The sequence below is a fragment of the Actinomycetospora aurantiaca genome (assembly GCF_037401875.1).
Lineage (GTDB): Bacteria > Actinomycetota > Actinomycetes > Mycobacteriales > Pseudonocardiaceae > Actinomycetospora > Actinomycetospora aurantiaca.
This window is the reverse complement of sequence record NZ_JBBEGN010000013.1, coordinates 1-20,601: the sequence shown is the minus strand read 5'-3', so window position 1 is coordinate 20,601 and position 20,601 is coordinate 1. Positions and strand designations below refer to the sequence as shown.

Annotated in this window: 1 protein-coding gene; it reads left to right on the top strand. The window is 77.2% G+C overall.

The window, feature by feature from the left end; translation table 11 throughout:
- Window positions 1-3: 3 nt before the first annotated feature.
- The coding region (locus tag WCD74_RS21805; RefSeq protein WP_337696991.1) for a type I polyketide synthase at window positions 4-20,601 on the top strand (20,598 nt) is incomplete at its 3' end.

The window sequence follows — 20,601 nt, the reverse complement described above, 5'->3', positions numbered from 1 at the left end:
GGCGTGACCAGCACCGAGGACAAGCTCCGCGACTACCTCAAGCGGGTCACCACCGACCTGCGCGCGGCCCGCCGCCGCGTCGAGGAGCTGGAGTCCCGGCAGGCCGAGCCGGTCGCCGTCGTCGCGATGGCGTGCCGGCTGCCCGGGGGCATCGCCTCGCCGGAGGACCTGTGGGACCTCGTCGCCGCCGGCGGCGAGGCCGTGGGGCCGCTGCCGACCGACCGGGGCTGGGACACCGGCCTGTACGACCCCGCGGGCCGCCGACCGGGGAGCTCGGTGACCGCGACCGGCGGGTTCCTCGACGACGCGGGCGGGTTCGACGCCGGGTTCTTCGGGATCTCCCCGCGCGAGGCGCTGGCGATGGACCCGCAGCAGCGGCTGCTGCTCGAGGTCGCCTGGGAGACCCTGGAACGGGCCGGGGTGGACCCGACGTCGATGCGCGGCGAGCAGGCCGGGGTCTTCGTCGGCGCGATGCCGTCGGACTACGCGCCCCGCAGCCACGAGGTCCCCGCGGAGCTCGAGGGCCAGGTGCTCACCGGCAACACGACCAGCGTCGCCTCCGGCCGCATCGCCTACGTCCTCGGGCTCGAGGGCCCGGCGGTCACGGTGGACACGGCGTGCTCGTCGTCGTTGGTCGCCCTGCACCAGGCGGTGGCGGCGCTGCGCCGGGGCGAGTGCACGACCGCGCTCGCCGGCGGTGCGACCGTGCTGTCGACCCCGAGCACCTTCATCGAGTTCTCCCGCCAGCACGGCCTGGCCGCCGACGGTCGCTGCAAGGCGTTCGGGGCCGGCGCCGACGGCTTCGGGCCCGCCGAGGGCGTCGGGCTCGTCCTGCTCGCCCGGGTCTCCGAGGCCGAGCGCCGCGGATGGCCGGTCCTCGCCCTCGTGCGCGGCACCGGGGTCAACCAGGACGGCGCGTCGAACGGGCTGACGCAGCCGAACGGGCCCGCCCAGGAGCGGGTGGTGCTCCGGGCGCTCGCCGACGCCGGGGTCCCGGCCGGCGAGGTCGACGTGGTGGAGGCCCACGGCACCGGTACGCGCCTCGGCGACCCGATGGAGGCCGAGGCGCTGCTCGCGACCTACGGCGCCGTCGAGCGCGCGGAGCCGCTGTACCTGGGGTCGGTGAAGTCGAACATCGGGCACACCCAGGCCGCCGCCGGCGTCGCGGGCGTGATCAAGATGGTGCTCGCGCTGCAGCACGGCGTGCTGCCCGCGACCCTGCACGTCGACGAGCCCTCGCCCTTCGTCGACTGGTCCACCGGGGCGCTCGCGCTCCTGTCATCGGCCCGGTCGTGGCCGGAGGTCGGGGACCGCCCGCGTCGCGCCGCCGTCTCGTCGTTCGGGGTGTCGGGGACGAACGCGCACGCGGTGCTGGAGGCGGCGCCGAGCCCTGGTGTCAGCGGTGGCACACGGCTGACGCCGGACGTCAGTGGCGGGACACGCTCGCCGGCCGACGGCGGGGAGTCGGATGTCAATGGTGGCACACGGTTGCCATCGGGTGTCGGTGGTGGGCCACGGCTGGTGCAGCCGTGGGTGCTCTCGGCGCGGTCGACGGGGGCGCTGCGCGGCCAGGCCGAGCGGCTCGCGGCGTGGGCGCGGGAGCACGACGGGTTCGTGACGTCGGGTGTGGCGTCGGGGTTGGTGCGTACGCGGGCGTCGCTGGAGCACCGGGCGGTGGTGGTCGGGGACCGGGACGAGCTGCTGGCGGGCCTCGAGGCGGTGGCGTCGGGCACCCCGGTGCGGCAGGCGGTGCTCGGGACCGCGCTCGACGACCCGGACCCGTCGGTGGTCTTCGTGTTCCCGGGGCAGGGGGCGCAGTGGGTGGGCATGGCGGCCGCGCTGCATGCCGAGGAGCCGGTGTTCGCCGACGCGCTGGCCGAGTGCTGCACCGCCCTGGAACCTCACCTGGGCTGGGACCTGCAGGCAGCGCTGCTGGACGGTTCGGATGATTCCTTCGACGTGGTGGGAGTGCAGTGTGCGTCGTGGGCGGTGATGGTCGCCCTGGCGCGGCTGTGGGCGTCGTGGGGTGTCACGCCGTCGGCGGTGGTCGGCCATTCGCAGGGTGAGATCGCCGCCGCCGTCGTGGCCGGTGGGCTGACCGTCGAGCAGGGCGCCCGGGTCGTCGCGCGCCGCGCGACGGTGATCCGCGAGCACCTCGCCGGGCACGGGGCGATGGCCTCGGTGCCGCTGCCCGCAGCAGAGCTCGAGCTCCCGGAAGGCCTCTCGATCGCCGCGGTCAACGGTCCCGCGTCCACCGTGGTGTCCGGGGACGTCGACGCGGTCGAGCGGTTCATCGCGGGGTCCCCGGTCGAGGTGAAGCGGATCGCGGTGGACTACGCGTCGCACTCGCAGCACGTCGCCGCCGTGGTCGACACCATCCGCGGCGAGCTGGACGGGCTCACACCACAGACGAGCGCCACCCCACTGTTCTCCACGGTCCGCGGCGAGGTCCTCGACACCGCAGAGATGGACGCGGGCTACTGGGCGGAGAACCTCCGCCGGCCCGTCCAGCTGCAGCAGGCGATCGAGGCCCTCGCCGCCGAGGGCCAAGGCGTCTTCGTCGAGGTCTCGCCGCACCCGGTGCTGGCCGGGTCGGTCGGGGACACCGTGCCCGACGCGCTCGTCGTCGGGACGTTGCGCCGTGACCACGGCACCCGTCAGCAGGCCCTCCTGGCCCTCGCCGCGCTGCACACCCGGGGCATCGTCCCGGACTGGGACGCCGTGATCGGCGACGCCGAGCCGGTCAGGGACCTGCCGACCTACGCCTTCGAGCACCGCCGCTACTGGCTCGAGCCGCCCGCCGTCGGGACCGGGGGAGGGTCGTCGGCGGAGTCGTCGTTCTGGTCCGCCGTCGAGCGCGGGGACGCCGACGCGCTCGCGGCCGCCGTCGGGCAGGGCGACGCCGACGCACTCCGCGCGGTCCTCCCGACCCTGGCCGCCTGGCGCGACCGGGACCAGGAACGGTCGCGGCTCGACGGGCTGCGCTACCGCGAGCGGTGGGACCCGGTCTCCCTCGACGCCGCCGCGCTCGACGGGCGGTGGCTGCTCCTCGCGCCGACCGGCACGGACACGACCGCGATCACGACCGCGCTCGCCGGAGCCGGGGCCGAGCCCGTCGTCGTCGAGGTCGACCCCGACGCGCCGGCGCGGCGCGAGACCCTCGCCTCCCGGCTGCCCGACGGCCCGGTCGCCGGTGTGTTGTCGCTCCTCGCGCTCACCGACGCCCGGGACCCCGAGTTCGACGTCGTCCCCTGGGGCCACGCCGCGACGCTCGCGGCGCTGCAGGCCCTGGCGGACGCCGGGATCGCCGCGCCCCTGCACGTCCTGACCCACGGCGCCGTGGCCGCCGCGCCCGGCGACCGGCTGACCGCCCCCGAGCAGGCCCTGGTGTGGGGGCTGGGCCGGATCGCGGCCCTGGAGACGCCGGAGCGGTGGGGCGGGCTGGTCGACCTCGACCCCGACGACCCCGACGCCGCGCGCGGCCTCGTCGCCGTGCTCGCGTCCGATGTCGAGGACCAGGTGGCGGTGCGGTCCGGAGCGGTCCTCGCCCGCCGGCTGGTCCGGGCCCCGCTCGGCGACCGGGCCCCCGCCGGAGGGTGGGAGCCCCGGGGGACCGTGCTGGTCACCGGGGGCACCGGCGCGCTGGGGAGCCGCGTGGCCCGGATGCTCGCCGCGCACGGCGCCCAGCACCTCGTGCTCGTCAGCCGCCGCGGCCACGACGCCCCGGGCGTCGCCGACCTCGTCGCGGACCTCGCCGCGGCGGGCGCACGGACGATCGTCGCGGCCGTCGACGTCACCGACCCGGCCGCGCTCGCCGCGCTGCTCGACGAGCACGACGACCTGTCCGCCGTCGTGCACACCGCCGCCGTCCTCGACGACGCGATGGTCGCCGACCTGACCCCCGCCCAGCTCGCGACGGCGCTGCCCGCCAAGGCCGGGGCCGCGGCGACGCTCGACCGCCTCACCCGGGGCCGGGGCCTCGACGCGTTCGTGCTCTTCTCCTCCTGGGGCGGGGCGGTCGGCGTCCCCGGGCAGGGGAACTACGCGCCCGGCAACGCCTATCTCGACGCCCTCGCGCGGGCCCGCCGCGACGCCGGCGAGCCCGCCACCGCGATCGCCTGGGGCGCATGGGCCGACGGCGGCATGGGCGGGAGCGGGGTCGGCGACCTCCTCACCCGCCACGGCGTCCCCGAGATGGACCCGGAGCTCTGTCTGGCCGCGCTCCGGCAGGCGGTCGGGGCCGACGACACCGACCTGGTCGTCGCCGACGTCGACTGGCCCCGCTTCGCGACCGCGTTCACCGCCACCCGCCCGGCCCCGCTCCTCGCGGGCGTCCCGGAGGCCGCCACCGGCGACGGCGACGCGCAGCAGTCCGTCGGCGACGACCTCGCGACCCGGCTCCGCGGGCTGCCCCGCGACGAGCAGGAGCGGGTGCTCGTCGACCTGGTCCGCACGCACTCCGCCGGCATCCTCGGGCACGACTCCGGCACCGACCTCGACGAGCGCCGCGCCTTCAAGGACGCCGGGTTCGACTCCGTCTCGAGCGTCGAGCTGCGCAACCGGCTCGGCGCCGCCGTCGGGCTCCGCCTGCCCGCGACCAGCGTCTTCGACCACCCCACCCCGACCGCGCTGGGCCGCCACCTGCGGACGCTGCTCGTCGGCGACGACGAGCCCGACCCGGCCACACCTGCCGTCGGGAAGGACGTCGAGGGCGACGAGCCGGTCGCGATCGTGGCGATGGCGTGCCGGTTCCCCGGCGGGATCGACTCGCCCGAGGCGCTGTGGCGCCTGGTCGCCGACGGCGGCGACGTGATGGGGACCTTCCCCGACGACCGCGGCTGGGACCTCGCCGCGCTCTACGACCCCGACCCCGACCACCCCGGCACCGCCTACACCCGCGCCGGCGGGTTCCTCGACGACGCCGCGGGTTTCGACCCGACGTTCTTCGGGATCTCCCCGCGCGAGGCGCTGGCGATGGACCCGCAGCAGCGCCTGCTGCTCGAGACGTCGTGGGAGACCCTCGAGCGGGCCGGGATCGACCCGGACACGCTGCACGGCACGCGCGGCGGCGCGTTCGTCGGGATGAGCGCGCAGCCCTACGGACTCGGGGCGCCCGACGACGAGGCCGGCGGCTTCCGGACGACGGGGACGCAGTCGAGCGTCGCGTCCGGCCGGCTCGCCTACGTCTACGGGCTCGAGGGCCCGGCGGTCACCGTGGACACGGCGTGCTCGTCGTCGCTGGTCGCGCTGCACCTCGCCGTGGCGTCGCTGCGCCGGGGCGAGTGCGACGCGGCGTTCGTCGGCGGCGCGATCGTCATGAGCACCCCGGAACTGTTCGTCGAGTTCTCCCGCCAGCACGGCCTCGCCACCGACGGCCGCTGCAAGGCCTTCTCCGCCGACGCCGACGGCACCGGGTTCTCCGAGGGCGTCGCGATGCTCTGGGTCGAGCGGCTGAGCGATGCCGAGCGGCTGGGCCACGAGGTTCTGGCCGTGGTGCGCGGCTCCGCGGTGAACCAGGACGGCGCGTCGAACGGGCTGACCGCGCCGAACGGCCCGTCGCAGCAGCGGGTCATCCGCGACGCGCTGGCCGCCGCCGGGCTCGGCCCCGCCGACGTCGACGCGGTGGAGGCGCACGGCACCGGCACGACCCTCGGCGACCCGATCGAGGCGCAGGCGCTGCAGGCGACCTACGGCGGGGTGGAGCGCGCGGAGCCGCTGTGGTTGGGGTCGGTGAAGTCGAACCTGGGCCACACGCAGGCCGCCGCCGGACTGGCCGGCGTGATCAAGATGGTCCTCGCGATGCGGCACGGCGTGCTCCCGGCCTCGCTGCACGTGGACGAGCCGTCGCCGCACGTCGACTGGTCGGCGGGCGCGGTGTCGGTGCTGTCGGCGGCGCGGGCGTGGCCGTCGGTGGGCCGTCCGCGCCGGGCCGGCGTCTCGGCGTTCGGGATCTCCGGGACGAACGCGCACGTGGTGCTGGAGTCGGCGCCGGGTGTCAGCGGTGGCACACGGCTGCCGTCGAGTGTCAGCGACGGGACACGGCCGCTGGCCGACGGTGGGGAGCCGGATGTCAGTGGTGGCACACGGCTGCCATTGGGTGTCAGTGGTGGGCCACGGCTGGTGCAGCCGTGGGTGCTCTCGGCGCGGTCGGCGGGGGCGCTGGCCGATCAGGCGCGGCGGCTCGTTTCGTGGGCGCGGGAGCACAGCGGGTTCTCGACGTCGGGTGTGGCGGCGGGGTTGGTGGGTCGGTCGCGGTTCGAGCGTCGGGCGGTGGTGGTCGGCGACGGCGAGGCGCTGCTGGCGGGGCTGGATGCGCTGGCGGCGGGGGAGCCGGCCGGGAATCTGGTGTCCGGTGCGGCGGAGTCGGTGGGTGCCGGGCCGGTGTTCGTGTTCCCGGGTCAGGGGGCGCAGTGGGTGGGCATGGCCCGCACGCTGGTCGGCGAGGAGCCGGTGTTCGCCGACGCGCTGGCCGAGTGCTGTGCCGCGCTGGAGCCGCACCTGGGCTGGGATCTGCACCAGGCGTTGCTCGACGGCGGCGATGAGTCGTTCGATGTGGTGGGGGTGCAGTGTGCGTCGTGGGCGGTGATGGTCGCCCTGGCCAAGTTGTGGGCGTCGTGGGGTGTCACGCCGTCGGCGGTGGTGGGGCATTCGCAGGGTGAGATCGCCGCCGCGGTCGTGGCGGGTGGTCTGACCGTCGAGCAGGGGGCGCGGGTCGTCGCGCGCCGCGCCACGGTGATCCGCGAGCACCTCGCGGGGCACGGGGCGATGGCCTCGGTGCCGCTGCCGGCCGCAGAGCTCGAGCTCCCGGACGGCCTGTCGATTGCCGCCGTCAACGGGCCCGCGTCCACGGTGGTCTCGGGTGATGTCGACGCGGTCGAGCGGTTCGTCGCGGAGTCGGCGGTCGAGGTGAAGCGGATCGCGGTGGACTACGCGTCGCACTCGCAGCACGTCGACGCGGTCATCGACACCATCCGCGGAGAGCTGGGCGGGCTGAGCCCGGTCACCGGCAGCACCCCGCTGTTGTCCACGGTCCGAGCAGAGTTCCTCGACACCGCAGCGATGGACGCCGGGTACTGGGCGGAGAACCTGCGCCGGCCGGTGCAGCTGCAGCAGGCTGTCGAGGCTCTCGTCGAGCAGGGCCACGAGGTCTTCGTGGAGGTTTCACCGCACCCGGTGCTCACCGGGCCGGTCGGGGACACCGTGCCGGACGCCCTGGTGGTCGGGACGTTGCGCCGCGACCACGGCACCCGCCACCAGGCCCTGCTCGCGCTGGCGGCCCTGCATGTCCGCGGCATCACGCCGGACTGGGACGCCGTGATCGGCGAGGCGACCCCGGTGAAGGACCTGCCGACCTACGCCTTCGACCACCGCCGCTACTGGCTCGAGCCCGCCGCCCCGGCCGCCCCGACGGACCCCGTCGACGCCGCACTGCGGGCCGCCGTCGACGGGGGCGACACCGCCGCGCTCGGCCTCGACCCGGACCTCCCGCTCGCCGACGCCCTCGCCGCCCTGCGCCGCCGACGCCTCGACGACCGGCAGCGCGCGGTGGCCGACGACTGGCGCTACCGCATCACGTGGTCGCCGCTCGCCACCCCGCAGCCGACTCCGCCCGAGGGCCCGGTGCGCATCGTCGCCCTCGGCCCGAGCGACGACCTCGCCGCTGCTCTGACCCGCGCCGGTGCCCGGATCGCCGCCCACAACGAGGAACCCGCGGGCCTCGTCGTCGTCACCGGGACTCCCTCGGACCGCCACGCCGACGCGGCCGCCCTGGCCGCGATCGTGCAGGACGCGGGCCGCGCGCGGGTGGTCGTCGTGACCCGCAGCGCCGTCGCGACCGGCGGCGACCCCGCGCCCGACCCGTCCGCTGCTGGAGTCGCGGGCCTCGCTCGCGTGATCGGGCTCGAGGATCCGACCCGCTGGGGCGGCCTCGTCGACACCGACGGCACCGATGCCGACGCCACCGCCACCTGGGTCCTCGCCCAGCTCGCCGGGCACGACGAGCGCGAGATCGCCCTGCGCGACGGCCACGCCCTCGGCCGCCGCCTCGTCGCCGCCCCGCGGACCGAGACCGGTCCCGACGACGGGCTGCCCCGCGACGGCAGCGTGGTCATCACGGGCGGGACGGGCGCGCTCGGCGCCCGCGCCGCCCGCTGGCTCGCCGACGCCGGCGTGCCGCACCTCGTGCTGGTGTCGCGCCACGGTCCGGACGCCCCCGGCGCCGACGAGCTGCGCCGGGACCTGGAGGAGCGCGGCGCGCGGGTCACCGTCGTCGCCGCGGACGTCGCCGACCCCGCGGCGGCCGCCGCGGTCGTCGCCGACCTGCCCGACGACGCCCCGCTGCGCGGCGTCGTGCACGCCGCCGGGATCGTCGCGGACGGCGTTGTCGAGCAGCTCGGCCCGGACGACTGGGCCCCGGTCTGGTCGCCGAAGGTGGACGGCGCGCTCGCCTGGGACGCGGTCTCGCGGGACGCCGCCCTGTTCGTGCTGTTCTCCTCGGCGGCCGGCGCGCTCGGCAACCCAGGTCAGGGCGTCTACGCGGCGGCCAACACGGCCGCCGACGCGGTCGTGGCCCGACGCCGGGCGGCCGGAGCGTCCGGGCTGTCCGTCGCGTGGGGCGCGTGGGGCGGCGGTGGACTCGCCACCGGCCACGTGCAGGACGCCGCGGGGGAGGCCTCGCGGCTGACCCGGACCGGCTTCGGCGTGATGGACCCGGACGCGGCGGTCGCGGCCCTGGCGGCCGCCGTCGCGGGGGGCGACACCGACCTCGTCGTCGCCGACCTCGCGTGGCCCCGCTACGCCGACGGCCTGCGCGCCGCGCACGCCGGCGCGCTCGTCAGCGAGCTCCCCGCCGCCGCGCCCACCGAGCCCGCCGAGGACGACGCGACCGGGCTGGCCGCCCTGCCCGCCGGGGCCCGGGAGCAGCGCCTGCTCGACCTCGTCCGGTCGCGGGCCGCGGTCGCGCTCGGCCTCGACGGACCCGCCGACGTCGGCGCCGACCGCCCGTTCCGCGACCTGGGCTTCGACTCGCTCACCGCGGTCGACCTGCGCAACCGCCTGGCCCGCGACCTCGGCGTGCGGCTGCCCGCCACCGTCGTCTTCGACCACCCCACCCCCGTCGCCCTGGCCCGGCACGCCCTCGACGAGCTCGGCCTGGCGGCCGAGGGACCCGACCCGACCACCCCCGCCGTCGGGAAGGATCTTCCCGACGACGAGCCGGTGGCGATCGTCGCGATGGCCTGCCGCTACCCCGGCGGGGTCGGGTCGCCGGAGGACCTGTGGCGGCTCGTCGCGGACGGCACCGACGCCGTCGGGGACTGGCCCACCGACCGCGGCTGGGACCTCGAGCGGCTGTTCCACCCCGACCCGGAGCACGCCGGGACCTCCTACACCCACCGCGGCGCGTTCCTCGACGCCGCCGCCGACTTCGACCCCGCGGTCTTCGGCATCAGCCCCCGCGAGGCGCTGGCCACCGACCCGCAGCAGCGCCAGCTCCTCGAGACGACGTGGGAGGCGCTCGAGCGCGCCGGCCTGGACCCGACGTCGCTGCGGGGCAGCCGCACGGGCGTCTTCGTCGGCACGAACGGCCAGGACTACGGCGAGGTGCTCGGCCACGACGACCCGGAGCTCGAGGGGTTCCGGATGACCGGCACCGCCGCGAGCGTCATCTCGGGCCGGCTGTCGTACGTGTTCGGGCTCGAGGGCCCGTCGATGACCGTGGACACGGCGTGCTCGGCGTCGCTGGTGGCGCTGCACTCGGCCGTCGCGGCCCTGCAGCGCGGGGAGTGCGACCTCGCGGTCACCGGCGGCGCCACCGTGATGGCGACCCCGCACGCGTTCGTCGAGTTCTCCCGCCAGCGCGGCCTCGCATCCGACGGCCGGTGCAAGGCGTTCTCCGCCGCGGCCGACGGGACGGGCTGGGGCGAGGGCGTCGGCGTGCTCGTGGTCCAGCGGCTCGCGGACGCCGTCGCGGCCGGGCGGCCGGTGCTCGCCGTCGTGCGGGGCAGCGCGGTGAACTCCGACGGCGCCTCCAACGGCCTCACCGCCCCGAACGGCCCGTCCCAGCAGCGGGTGATCCGCGCGGCGCTCGACGCCGGGGGACTCGGCCCGGGCGACGTCGACGTCGTCGAGGCGCACGGGACCGGCACGGCGCTCGGCGACCCGATCGAGGCCGGCGCGCTGCAGGCGGTCTACGGCACCGGGCACGACGCGGCGCGCCCGCTGCACCTGCGCTCGGTGAAGTCGAACCTCGGGCACACCCAGGCCGCCGCGGGCGTGGCGGGCGTGATCGTCATGGTCGAGGCGATCCGCCACGGCCGGATTCCCGCGACGCTGCACGCCGAGGAGCCGAGTCCGCACGTCGACTGGACCGACGGCGCCGTCGCCCTCGTCCGCGAGCCCCTCGACTGGCCGGACACCGGGCGGCCCCGCCGCGCGGGCGTGTCGTCGTTCGGGGTGTCCGGGACCAACGCGCACGTCGTCGTCGAGCAGGCCCCGACGGCTCCTCTTCCCGACGACGAGCCGTGCCCGACCCTGCTGCCGTGGGTGCTCTCCGGGCGCACCGACGACGCCCTGCGCGCGCAGGCCGCGCGCCTGCTGCCCCGGCTCGACGACGTCGCCCCCGGCTCGGCCGAGGCCCGGGACCTCGCGTCCGCGCTGGCCACCGGCCGGGCGGCGCTGACCCGCCGCACGGTGCTCGTCGGCGACCCGCGCTCGGTCCGCGACGACCTCGCAGCGCTCGCCGACGCCGGGACCGGCACCACCCCCGCCGACGGCCGGCTCGCCATGGTGTTCACCGGGCAGGGCGCCCAGCGCCCGGGCGCCGGCCGCGACCTGCACGCCCGCCACCCGGTGTTCGCCGCGGCGTTCGACGCCGCCTGCGCCGCGCTGGACGCCCACCTCGACGGGCCGGGGTCGGTGGCCGCGGTGGCCCTCGGCGACGATGCCGACCTGCTCGCCCGCACCGACCACACCCAGGCCGCCCTGTTCGCGCTCGAGGTCGCCCTCGCCCGGCTGCTCGGCTCCTGGGGGCTGCACCCGGACGTCGTCGGCGGCCACTCGATCGGCGAGATCACAGCGCTGCACGTCGCCGGGGTGCTCGACCTCGACGACGCCGCCGCGCTCGTCGCCGACCGCGGCCGGCTCATGGCCGCCCTGCCCGACGGCGGGTCGATGGTGGCGGTGGCGGCGCCCGAGGACGAGGTGCGCGCCGCCCTGGTCGAGGGGGTCGACCTCGCGGCCGTCAACGGCCCGGCCGCCTGCGTGATCTCCGGGGACGACGGGCCCGTCGCGGCCGTCGCCGCCGGGTTCGAGGACCGCGGCGTGCGGGTCCGCCGCCTGCACGTCAGCCACGCGTTCCACTCCGCCCGCATGGAGCCGGTGCTCGACGAGTTCCGGGCCGTCCTGGCCGGGCTGACCTTCCGCGAGCCGGGGGTCGTCGTCGTCTCGAACGGGTCGACGGCCGGCATCACCGACCCGGAGCACTGGGTCGCGCACGTGCGCGACACCGTCCGCTTCGCCGACACCGTCGCCGTCCTCGCCGAGGAGGGCGTGACGACGGTCCTCGAGGTCGGCCCGGACGCGGTGCTCGCGCCGATGGCGCAGGAGAGCCTCGACGACGGCCGCGCCGCGGTCCCGACGCTGCGCCGCACCGCCGACGAGGAGACGGCGCTGCTCGAGGCGGTCGGCCGGCTGCACGAGCGCGGCCACGTGCCCGACTGGGCCGCCGTCGTGCCCGGCGGTCGGCACGTCGACCTGCCGACCTATCCCTGGCAGCACCGTCGCTTCTGGCCCGCCCGCACGGCGGGCTCCGGCGACGTCACCGGCGCCGGCCTGGGCGGGTCGGCGCACCCGCTGCTCGCCGCGGTCGTCGAGCTCGCCGACGCCGACTCCCGCGTGCACACCGGCCGCATCTCGCTGGCGACGCACCCCTGGCTCGCCGACCACGCCGTCCTCGGCGCGGTGATCCTCCCCGGCACCGCGATGGTCGACCTCGTGCTGCACGCCGCCGGTCCGGTGGGCGTCGAGGTCGAGGAACTGACCGTCGAGACGCCGCTGACCGTGCCCGACGACGCCGCGGTCGCCCTGCAGGTCGTCGTCGCGGCCCCCGACGCCGATGGCCGGCGCGCCGTCACCGTGCACTCGCGGGCGGCCGCGGGGGAGGACACGGACGAGCCGTGGACCCGGCACGCGTCGGCCACCACCGTCCCGGCGCGCCCCGCACCCCCGGTCCCCGACGGCGCGTGGCCTCCGGTCGGGGCGACCCCGGTCGACCTCGACGGCTTCTACGACGGCCTCACCGACGCCGGGTTCGGCTACGGACCGTCCTTCCGCGGCCTGGTCGCCGTGTGGCGGGACGGGGACGACGTCGTGGGTGAGGTCGTGCCGCCGGACGCCGACCCGCACGGCTTCGTCCTGCACCCCGCGCTCCTCGACGCCGCCCTGCACACCGTCGCCGTGCGCTCGGGGCTCGCGGACGACCCGGACGCCGGCGCCGGCGCGACCACGGGGCACGTCCCGTTCGCCTGGCGCGGCGTCACCGTCCACGCGGGGCACGCCACCGCGGCCCGCGTGCGGCTGCGCGGCACCGGCCCGGACACCGTCGCGGTCGAGCTGACCGACCCGGCCGGCGCCCCGCTGGCGACGGTCGAGGCCCTGACCCTGCGCGAGATCGACGCCGACCGGCTCGAGCTGGCCCGCCGGACCCGGCCCGCCTCGCTCTACCGGCCGGCCTGGACCCCCGTGCGGCTACCGGCCGTGCCTTCCGTGCCTCCTGTGCCGCTCGCCGTCCTCGCCCCGTCCGGTCCCGGTGACTTCGCCGACGCCGTGGCCGGCGCCCTGGGCACCACCCCGGTCAGCGACCCGGCCGAGGCGAGCGGTCCGGTGCTCCTGCCGGTCGAGAGCGTCGACGGTCCCGATCTCGGTGCCGCGGTCCGCGCGACGACGGCGGCCGTGCTCGAGGTCGTCACGCGGTGGCTCGCGAGCGACGCCGTGGTGCCGCTGGTGGTCCTCACCCGGGGCGCGGTCGCCGCGACCGCCGACGACACCGTCGACGGGCTCGCCGCCGCCGGCGTGTGGGGACTCGTGCGCGCGGCCCAGTCCGAGCACCCGGACCGGCTGGTCCTCCTCGACACCGCACCGGACTCGTTCCCGTCCCTCGCCGCGGCCGTGGCGACCGGCGAACCGCAGCTCGCCCTGCGCGACGGCGGGGCCCTCGTCCCGCGCCTCACGCGCGCCGCGGCGGACACGACGCCCGGCACCCCGTGGGCCGACGGCACCGTCCTCGTCACCGGCGCCACCGGCACCCTCGGTGGGCTGGTCGCCCGCCACCTCGCCCGCCACCACGGGGTGCGGCACCTCCTGCTCGCCGGCCGGCGCGGGCCCGACGCCCCCGGGGCGGGCGAGCTGCTCGCCGACCTCGAGGCCGCCGGGGCCACCGCCCGGCTCGTCGCGGCCGACACCGCCGACCGCGACGCCGTCGCCGCCCTGCTCGCGGGCGTCGAGACCGGCCACCCGCTCACCGCCGTGGTGCACGCGGCCGGGGTCGTCGACGACGCGGTGCTGACCGCCACCACCGCCGACCAGGTCGACCGGGTCGCCCGCCCGAAGATCGACGCCGCCTGGCACCTGCACGAGCTCGTCGACGACGACGTCGCGCTCGTGCTGTTCTCGGCCTTCGCCGGCGTGCAGGGGGCCGCCGGCCAGGGCGCCTACGCGGCCGCGAACACCGCCGTCGACGCCCTCGCCGCCCACCGTCGCGCCCGGGGCGGCCGGGCCGTCGCCCTGGCCTGGGGGCTGTGGGCCGCCGAGAGCGGCATGACCGCCGCCCTCGACGAGGCCGACCGCGCCCGCATCGCCCGGGCCGGGTTCGCCCCGCTGGCCACCACCGAGGCCCTCACCCTGCTCGACCACGCCCTCGCCGCGACCGCGGCCCCGGGGGCGCGCCCGGACGAGGCCCTGCTCGCGCCGGTGCGGCTGGACCGGCGGGCCCTCGCCGCCCGGTCCGCCTCGGGCTCCCTGCCCGCCCTGTTCGCCGACCTCGTGCCGGCCTCGTCGCCCGCGCGCGCCGCCGGGCTGCCCACCGGTGGGGAGGCCGCGACCGGGATCGCCGCCCTGCCGCCCGACCGCCGTCGCCAGGCCCTGCTCGACCTGGTGCGCAGCGAGGTCGCCACCGTCCTCGGCCACGACCGCACCAACGACGTCGAGCCCGAGGCGGCCTTCACCGAGCTCGGGTTCGACTCGCTGACCTCGGTCGAGCTCCGCAACCGGCTCGGCGCCGCGGTCGGCGTGCGCCTGCCGGTCACGGCGGTGTTCGACCACCCGACGCCCGCGGCCCTCGTCGCCCACCTGTCCTCCGAGCTCGGTGGCGACGACGCCGGGTCGGGCCGGCCCGACGGGCCCGCACCGGCGCCCGTGACGGGGGACGACCCCGTCGTCATCGTCGCGGCCGCGTGCCGCTACCCCGGTGGGGTGTCGTCCCCCGAGGACCTCTGGGACCTCGTCGACGCCGGGCGCGACGCGGTCGGCCCGTTCCCGACCGACCGCGGGTGGGACCTCGACCGGCTCTACGACCCCGACCCCGAGACCCCCGGCACCAGCTACTGCCGCGAGGGCGGGTTCCTCTACGACGCCGGCGACTTCGACGCCGGGCTCTTCGGCATCTCCCCGCGCGAGGCGCTCGCCGCCGACCCGCAGCAGCGGCTGCTGCTCGAGGCGGCGTGGGAGACCTTCGAGCGCGCCGGGCTGGACCCGACCGCGATGCGGGGCAGCGCCACCGGGGTGTTCGCGGGCGTGATGTATCACGACTACGCGACCCGGGTCGCCCACCCGCCCGAGGGCCTGGAGGGCTACCTCGGCACCGGCAACGCCGGCAGCGTCGCGTCCGGCCGGGTCGCCTACGCGTTCGGCCTCGAGGGCCCCGCGGTCAGCATCGACACCGCCTGCTCCTCCTCGCTGGTCGCCCTGCACCTGGCCGTGCAGGCGCTGCAGCGCGGCGAGTGCACGATGGCCCTCGCCGGCGGCGTCGCGGTCATGGCCACCCCCGACACGTTCGTCGACTTCTCCCGCCAGCGCGGCCTCGCCGCCGACGGGCGGTGCAAGTCCTTCGCCGAGGGCGCCGACGGCACCGGCTGGGCCGAGGGCGTCGGCATGCTGCTGGTCGAGCGCCGCAGCGACGCGGAGCGCCTCGGACACCCGGTGCTCGCCGTGGTCCGCGGGACGGCGGTGAACTCCGACGGCGCGTCCAACGGGCTCACCGCGCCGAACGGCCCGGCCCAGCAGCGGGTGATCCGCGCGGCCCTGGCCGCGGGCGGCCTCACCGCCGCCGACGTCGACGTGGTCGAGGCCCACGGCACCGGCACCACCCTCGGGGACCCCATCGAGGCGCAGGCCGTCCTCGCGACCTACGGCGCCGACCGCGACGGTGCGCCCCTCCGGCTCGGGTCCGTCAAGTCGAACCTCGGGCACACCCAGGCCGCCGCCGGGGCCGCCGGGATCATCAAGATGATCGAGGCGATGCGCCACGGGCGGCTGCCCGCGACGCTGCACGTGGACGAGCCCTCGTCCAAGGTCGACTGGTCGGCGGGCGGGGTGTCGCTGCTGACCACGGCGCAGGAGTGGCCCGCGGGCGAGCGGCCGCGACGGGCCGGGGTCTCGTCGTTCGGGGTGTCCGGGACCAACGCGCACGTGATCGTCGAGGAGCCCCCGCGCCCCGCCGCCGCGCCGACGACGGAGGCCTCGGGTCCGCTCGCGTGGGTCATCTCCGGGGCGAGCCCGGACGCCCGCCGCGCCCAGGCGGCCCGCGTGCGCGCCGCCGTCGCCGGCGCGGACGTCCCGCTCGACGCCGTCGCACGCACGCTGGCCGGGCGCGCGGCGCTCGCCCACCGGGCCGTGGTCGTCGGCTCCACGCGCGACGAGCTGCTCGCCGGGCTCGACGCCGTCACCCGCGACGACGCGACGGGCGCGGTCGTCGGGGAGCGCCGGGGCGGCCGGCTCGGAGTGGTGTTCACCGGTCAGGGCTCGCAGCACCCGGGGATGGGCCGCGAGCTCTACGACGGCTTCGAGGTGTTCCGGACGGCGTTCGACGCGGTCTGCGAGCGGTTCCCCGAGGACGTGCGCGGGATCGTGTTCGGGGACGACGCCGACCTGTTGGCGCGGACCGAGCACGCCCAGCCGGGGTTGTTCGCGCTCGAGGTGGCGCTGTTCCGGCTGTTCGAGTCGTGGGGTGTCCCGCCCGCGGTGTTGGGTGGGCATTCGATCGGCGAGATCAGTGCCCTGCACTGCGCCGGGGTGCTGGACCTCGATGACGCGTGCCGGCTGGTGGAGGCCCGTGGTCGGTTGATGGGCGAGCTTCCCGACGGCGGGTCGATGGTGGCGGTTGCGGCGTCGGAGGACGAGGTCCGCGCCCAGCTGATCGAGGGTGTGAATCTGGCCGCGGTGAACGGTCCGCAGGCGTGCGTGATCTCCGGTGACGAGGACGCGGTCGCGGAGGTGGCTGCCCGGTTCGAGCGCACCAAGAAGTTGACGGTGTCGCACGCGTTCCACTCGGCGCGGATGGAGCCGATGCTCGACCAGTTCCGTCAGGTCGTGGCGGGGCTGACGTTCCATGAGCCGCAGATTCCGGTGGTGTCGAACGGGTCGACCGAGCACGTCACCGACCCGGAGCACTGGGTCTCCCACGTGCGGGACACGGTGCGGTTCGCCGACACCCTGCTGACCATGGACGCGGGCGTCGTCCTGGAGCTCGGGCCCGACGCCACGCTGTCGGCGCTGGCCGAGCACGGGATCCCGGCCCGACCCGACGTCATGACGGCCCTGGCGCAGCTGTTCGTCAGCGGGCACGGGCCCGACTGGGCCACGGTCCTGCCGGCCGGGGAGCGCGCGGCGCTGCCCACCTACGCGTTCGACCACCGGCGCTACTGGCTGGAGTCCGACACGGTCCCGGCGACGGCCGACCCGGCGGAGGAGCGGTTCTGGGAGGCCGTCGAGGCGGGCGACACCGGGACCCTCACCGCGACCCTCGGCGAGGCGGTCCCGGGCGACGCGCTGGCGGCGGTCGCGCCGCACCTCGCGGCGTGGCGGCGACGCCGCCGCGACAGCGAGGCGCTGGACGGTCTGCGGTTGGCCGAGCGCTGGGAGTCGGTGCCGGCCGACGCGACGACCACCGGGCACTGGGCCCTGGTCGGCACGGTCCCGGACGCCGTCGGCTCGGCGCTCGTGGCCGGGGGCGCCACCGTGGCGTCGCTGGACGGCGGCGCCGGGCTCGTGGCCGCGCTGGAGGCGGAGTCCCCGGACGGGGTGGTCGCCGCCGTGGACGGGCTCACTGCGGCGCTCGAGGTCGTCATCGCGCACCTCGCGACGGACGCCGAGCGCGTCGGCCCCCTGGGGGTGCTCACGCGCGGCGCCGTCTCCACCGGGCCCGGGGATCCGATCACCGACCCCGACCGCGTCGACACCGCGGCGGTCTGGGGCCTCGGCCGGGCGGTCGCCCTGGAGCACCCCCACCGCTGGGGCGGGCTGGTCGACCTGCCCGACGAGCTCGACCCGGCGTCCACCCGCGCCGTGCTCGGCGCCCTCGGCCGGCGGGCGCGTCCGGAGGACCAGGTCGCGGTCCGCTCGGGCGGGCTGCTGGCGCGCCGGCTCGAGGACGCGCCGGCTCCGACGGGCGGCGACTGGACCCCGCGCGGCACCGTCCTGGTGACCGGCGGGACCGGCGGGCTCGGCGCCGCCGTCGCCCGACGTCTCGCGGCGCGGGGCGCGCAGCGCCTCGTCCTCGCTGGGCGCCGTGGGCCGGACGCCCCCGGCGCCGACGACCTGGCCGCGGAGATCCGGGCCTCCGGGGTCGCCGTCGACCTCGTGCGCTGCGACACCGCGGACCCGGCGGCGGTCGTCGCCCTGGTCGCCGACCTGCCCGACGACCTGTCCGCCGTCGTGCACGCCGCCGGGGTCGCGACCGTCGAGCCGACCACCGATCTCGACGCCGAGGGGCTGGCCGAGCGCACGGCCGCCAAGCTCGTCGGGGCCCGCGCCCTCCACGAGGCCCTCGCGGGCGCCGACCTGGACGCCTTCGTGCTGTTCTCGTCGATCGCCGGGACCTGGGGCAGCGCGCGGCAGGCCGCGTACTCCGCGGCGAACGCCGGGCTCGACGCCCTCGCCCGCCTGCGGCACGCCGAGGGACTGGCCGCCACGAGCATCGCCTGGGGGCCCTGGGCCGAGGCCGGAATGGCGACCGACCCCGACGCCGAGGCCACGCTGCGCCGCCAGGGCCTGCGTCCGCTCGCCCCCGCCCGGGCGCTCGACGCTCTGGATCGCGCCGTCGGCGGAAGCGACACGGTGGTGACCGTCGTCGACCTCGACCTCGAGCGGTTCGCCGCCGGGTTCACCGCCGCCCGCCCGAGCCCGCTGCTCGCGGGGCTGCTGCCGGAGTCCGACGACGCCGACTTCGTGGCCGGCGGTGCGGTCGCGGGGTTCGCCGCCCGCCTGCGCGACGCCGACGACCCCGGGCGCGTCGTCGTCGACCTCGTCCGCGGGGCGGTCGCCGGGGTGCTCGGGCACGCCTCCGCCGACGCGGTGCCGCTCGACCGGGCCTTCTCCGAGCTCGGCTTCGACTCGCTGACCGCCGTCGAGCTCCGCACCCGCCTGCGGGCCCTCACCGGGCTCGACCTGCCCCCGACCCTCGCCTTCGACTTCCCGACGACGGGTGAGCTGGCCCGTCACCTGCACGAGCGCGCGGCGGGGAGCGCCGGGGGCGCCGAGGGCACGGACGCGGCCGGGCGCACGGTCGACGACGGCGAGCCGATCGCGATCGTCGGGATGGCGTGCCGCTACCCCGGCGGGGTCTCCTCGCCGGCCGACCTGTGGTCGCTGCTCGACGGGGGCCGGGACGCCATCGGCCCATTCCCGGCCGACCGCGGCTGGGACCTCGAGCGGATCTACCACCCCGACCCCGCGCACGCCGGCACGACCTACACCCGCGAGGGCGGGTTCGTCGACGACGTCGCCGGGTTCGACCCCGCGTTCTTCGGGATCGGCGAGCGCGAGGCGGTCGCGATGGATCCGCAGCAGCGGCTGCTGCTCGAGACGTCGTGGGAGGCCCTCGAACGCGCCGGGCTCGACCCGACCGCGGTCCGGGGACGCGACGTCGGCGTCTACGTCGGTGCGACCACCCAGAACTACGGGCGCGAGGCCGCGGTGCCGTCCGGGGTCGAGGGCTACGTGCTCACCGGCACCGCGACCGCCGTGCTCTCCGGCCGCGTCGCCTACGCCCTGGGCCTGGAGGGTCCGGCGGTCACGGTGGACACGGCGTGCTCGTCGTCGCTGGTGTCGCTGCACCTCGCGGTGCAGGCGCTGCAGCGCGGCGAGTGCTCCCTGGCGCTCGCGGGCGGCGCGACCGTGATGGCCACCCCCGAGGCGTTCGTCGAGTTCGCCCGCCAACGGGGCCTGGCCCCCGACGGCCGGTGCAAGGCGTTCTCCGACGCCGCGGACGGCACGGGGTGGTCGGAGGGCGTGGGGATGCTCCTCGTCGAGCGGCTCTCGGATGCCCAGGCTGCCGGGCATCAGGTGCTCGCGGTGGTGCGTGGCTCGGCCGTGAACCAGGACGGCGCGTCGAACGGTTTGACGGCGCCGAACGGCCCAGCACAGCAGCGGGTGATCCGGGCGGCGTTGGCGGCGGGTGGGTTGTCGACGGCCGACGTGGACGTGGTGGAGGCGCACGGGACGGGGACGTCGTTGGGCGATCCGATCGAGGCGGGGGCGCTGCTGGCCACGTACGGGTCGGCGTCGGATCGCGTGGAGCCGCTGTGGCTCGGCTCGCTGAAGTCGAACATCGGGCACACCCAGGCCGCCGCGGGTGTCGGCGGCGTGATCAAGCTCGTCGAGGCGATGCGCCACGGGCGGGTCCCCGCCTCGCTGCACACCGGGGAGCTGAGCAGCAAGGTCGACTGGTCCTCCGGCGCGGTGCGGGTGGCCGTGACGCCGACCGCTTGGCCCGAGGTGGGGGACCGCCCCCGCCGGGCAGCGGTCTCGGCGTTCGGGATCAGTGGGACGAATGCGCACGTGGTGCTGGAGGCGCCGCCGTCTCCTTCTGTCAGCAGTGCGGCCATGCTGACACTGGACGTCACAAACGTGGGCGGTACGGCGGTGCCGTGGGTGGTGTCGGCGCGGACGCCGGAGGCCGTGTCGGCGCAGGCGGCGGCCCTGGCGAGCTGGCCGACGGAGTCGGTGGCCGACGTCGCGTACTCGTTGGTGACGACGCGGAGCCGGTTCGAGTTCGGTGCGGTGGTGACCGGGTCGTCGACCGAGGAGTTGCGGGCGGCGCTGGGGACGGTGTCGGCGCGTCCGGTCGGTGGTGGCCGGCTCGGGGTGGTGTTCACCGGGCAGGGGTCGCAGCGGCCGGGGATGGGTCGCGACCTGTACGACACCTACGAGGTGTTCCGGGCGGCGTTCGAGGCGGTCTGCGGACGCTTCCCCAGCGATGTGCGCGGGATCGTGTTCGGTGACGACGCGGACCTGTTGGCGCAGACGCAGAACGCTCAGGCCGGGTTGTTCGCGCTGGAGGTGGCGCTCTACCGGTTGTTCGAGTCCTGGGGTGTCACACCGGCCGTGCTC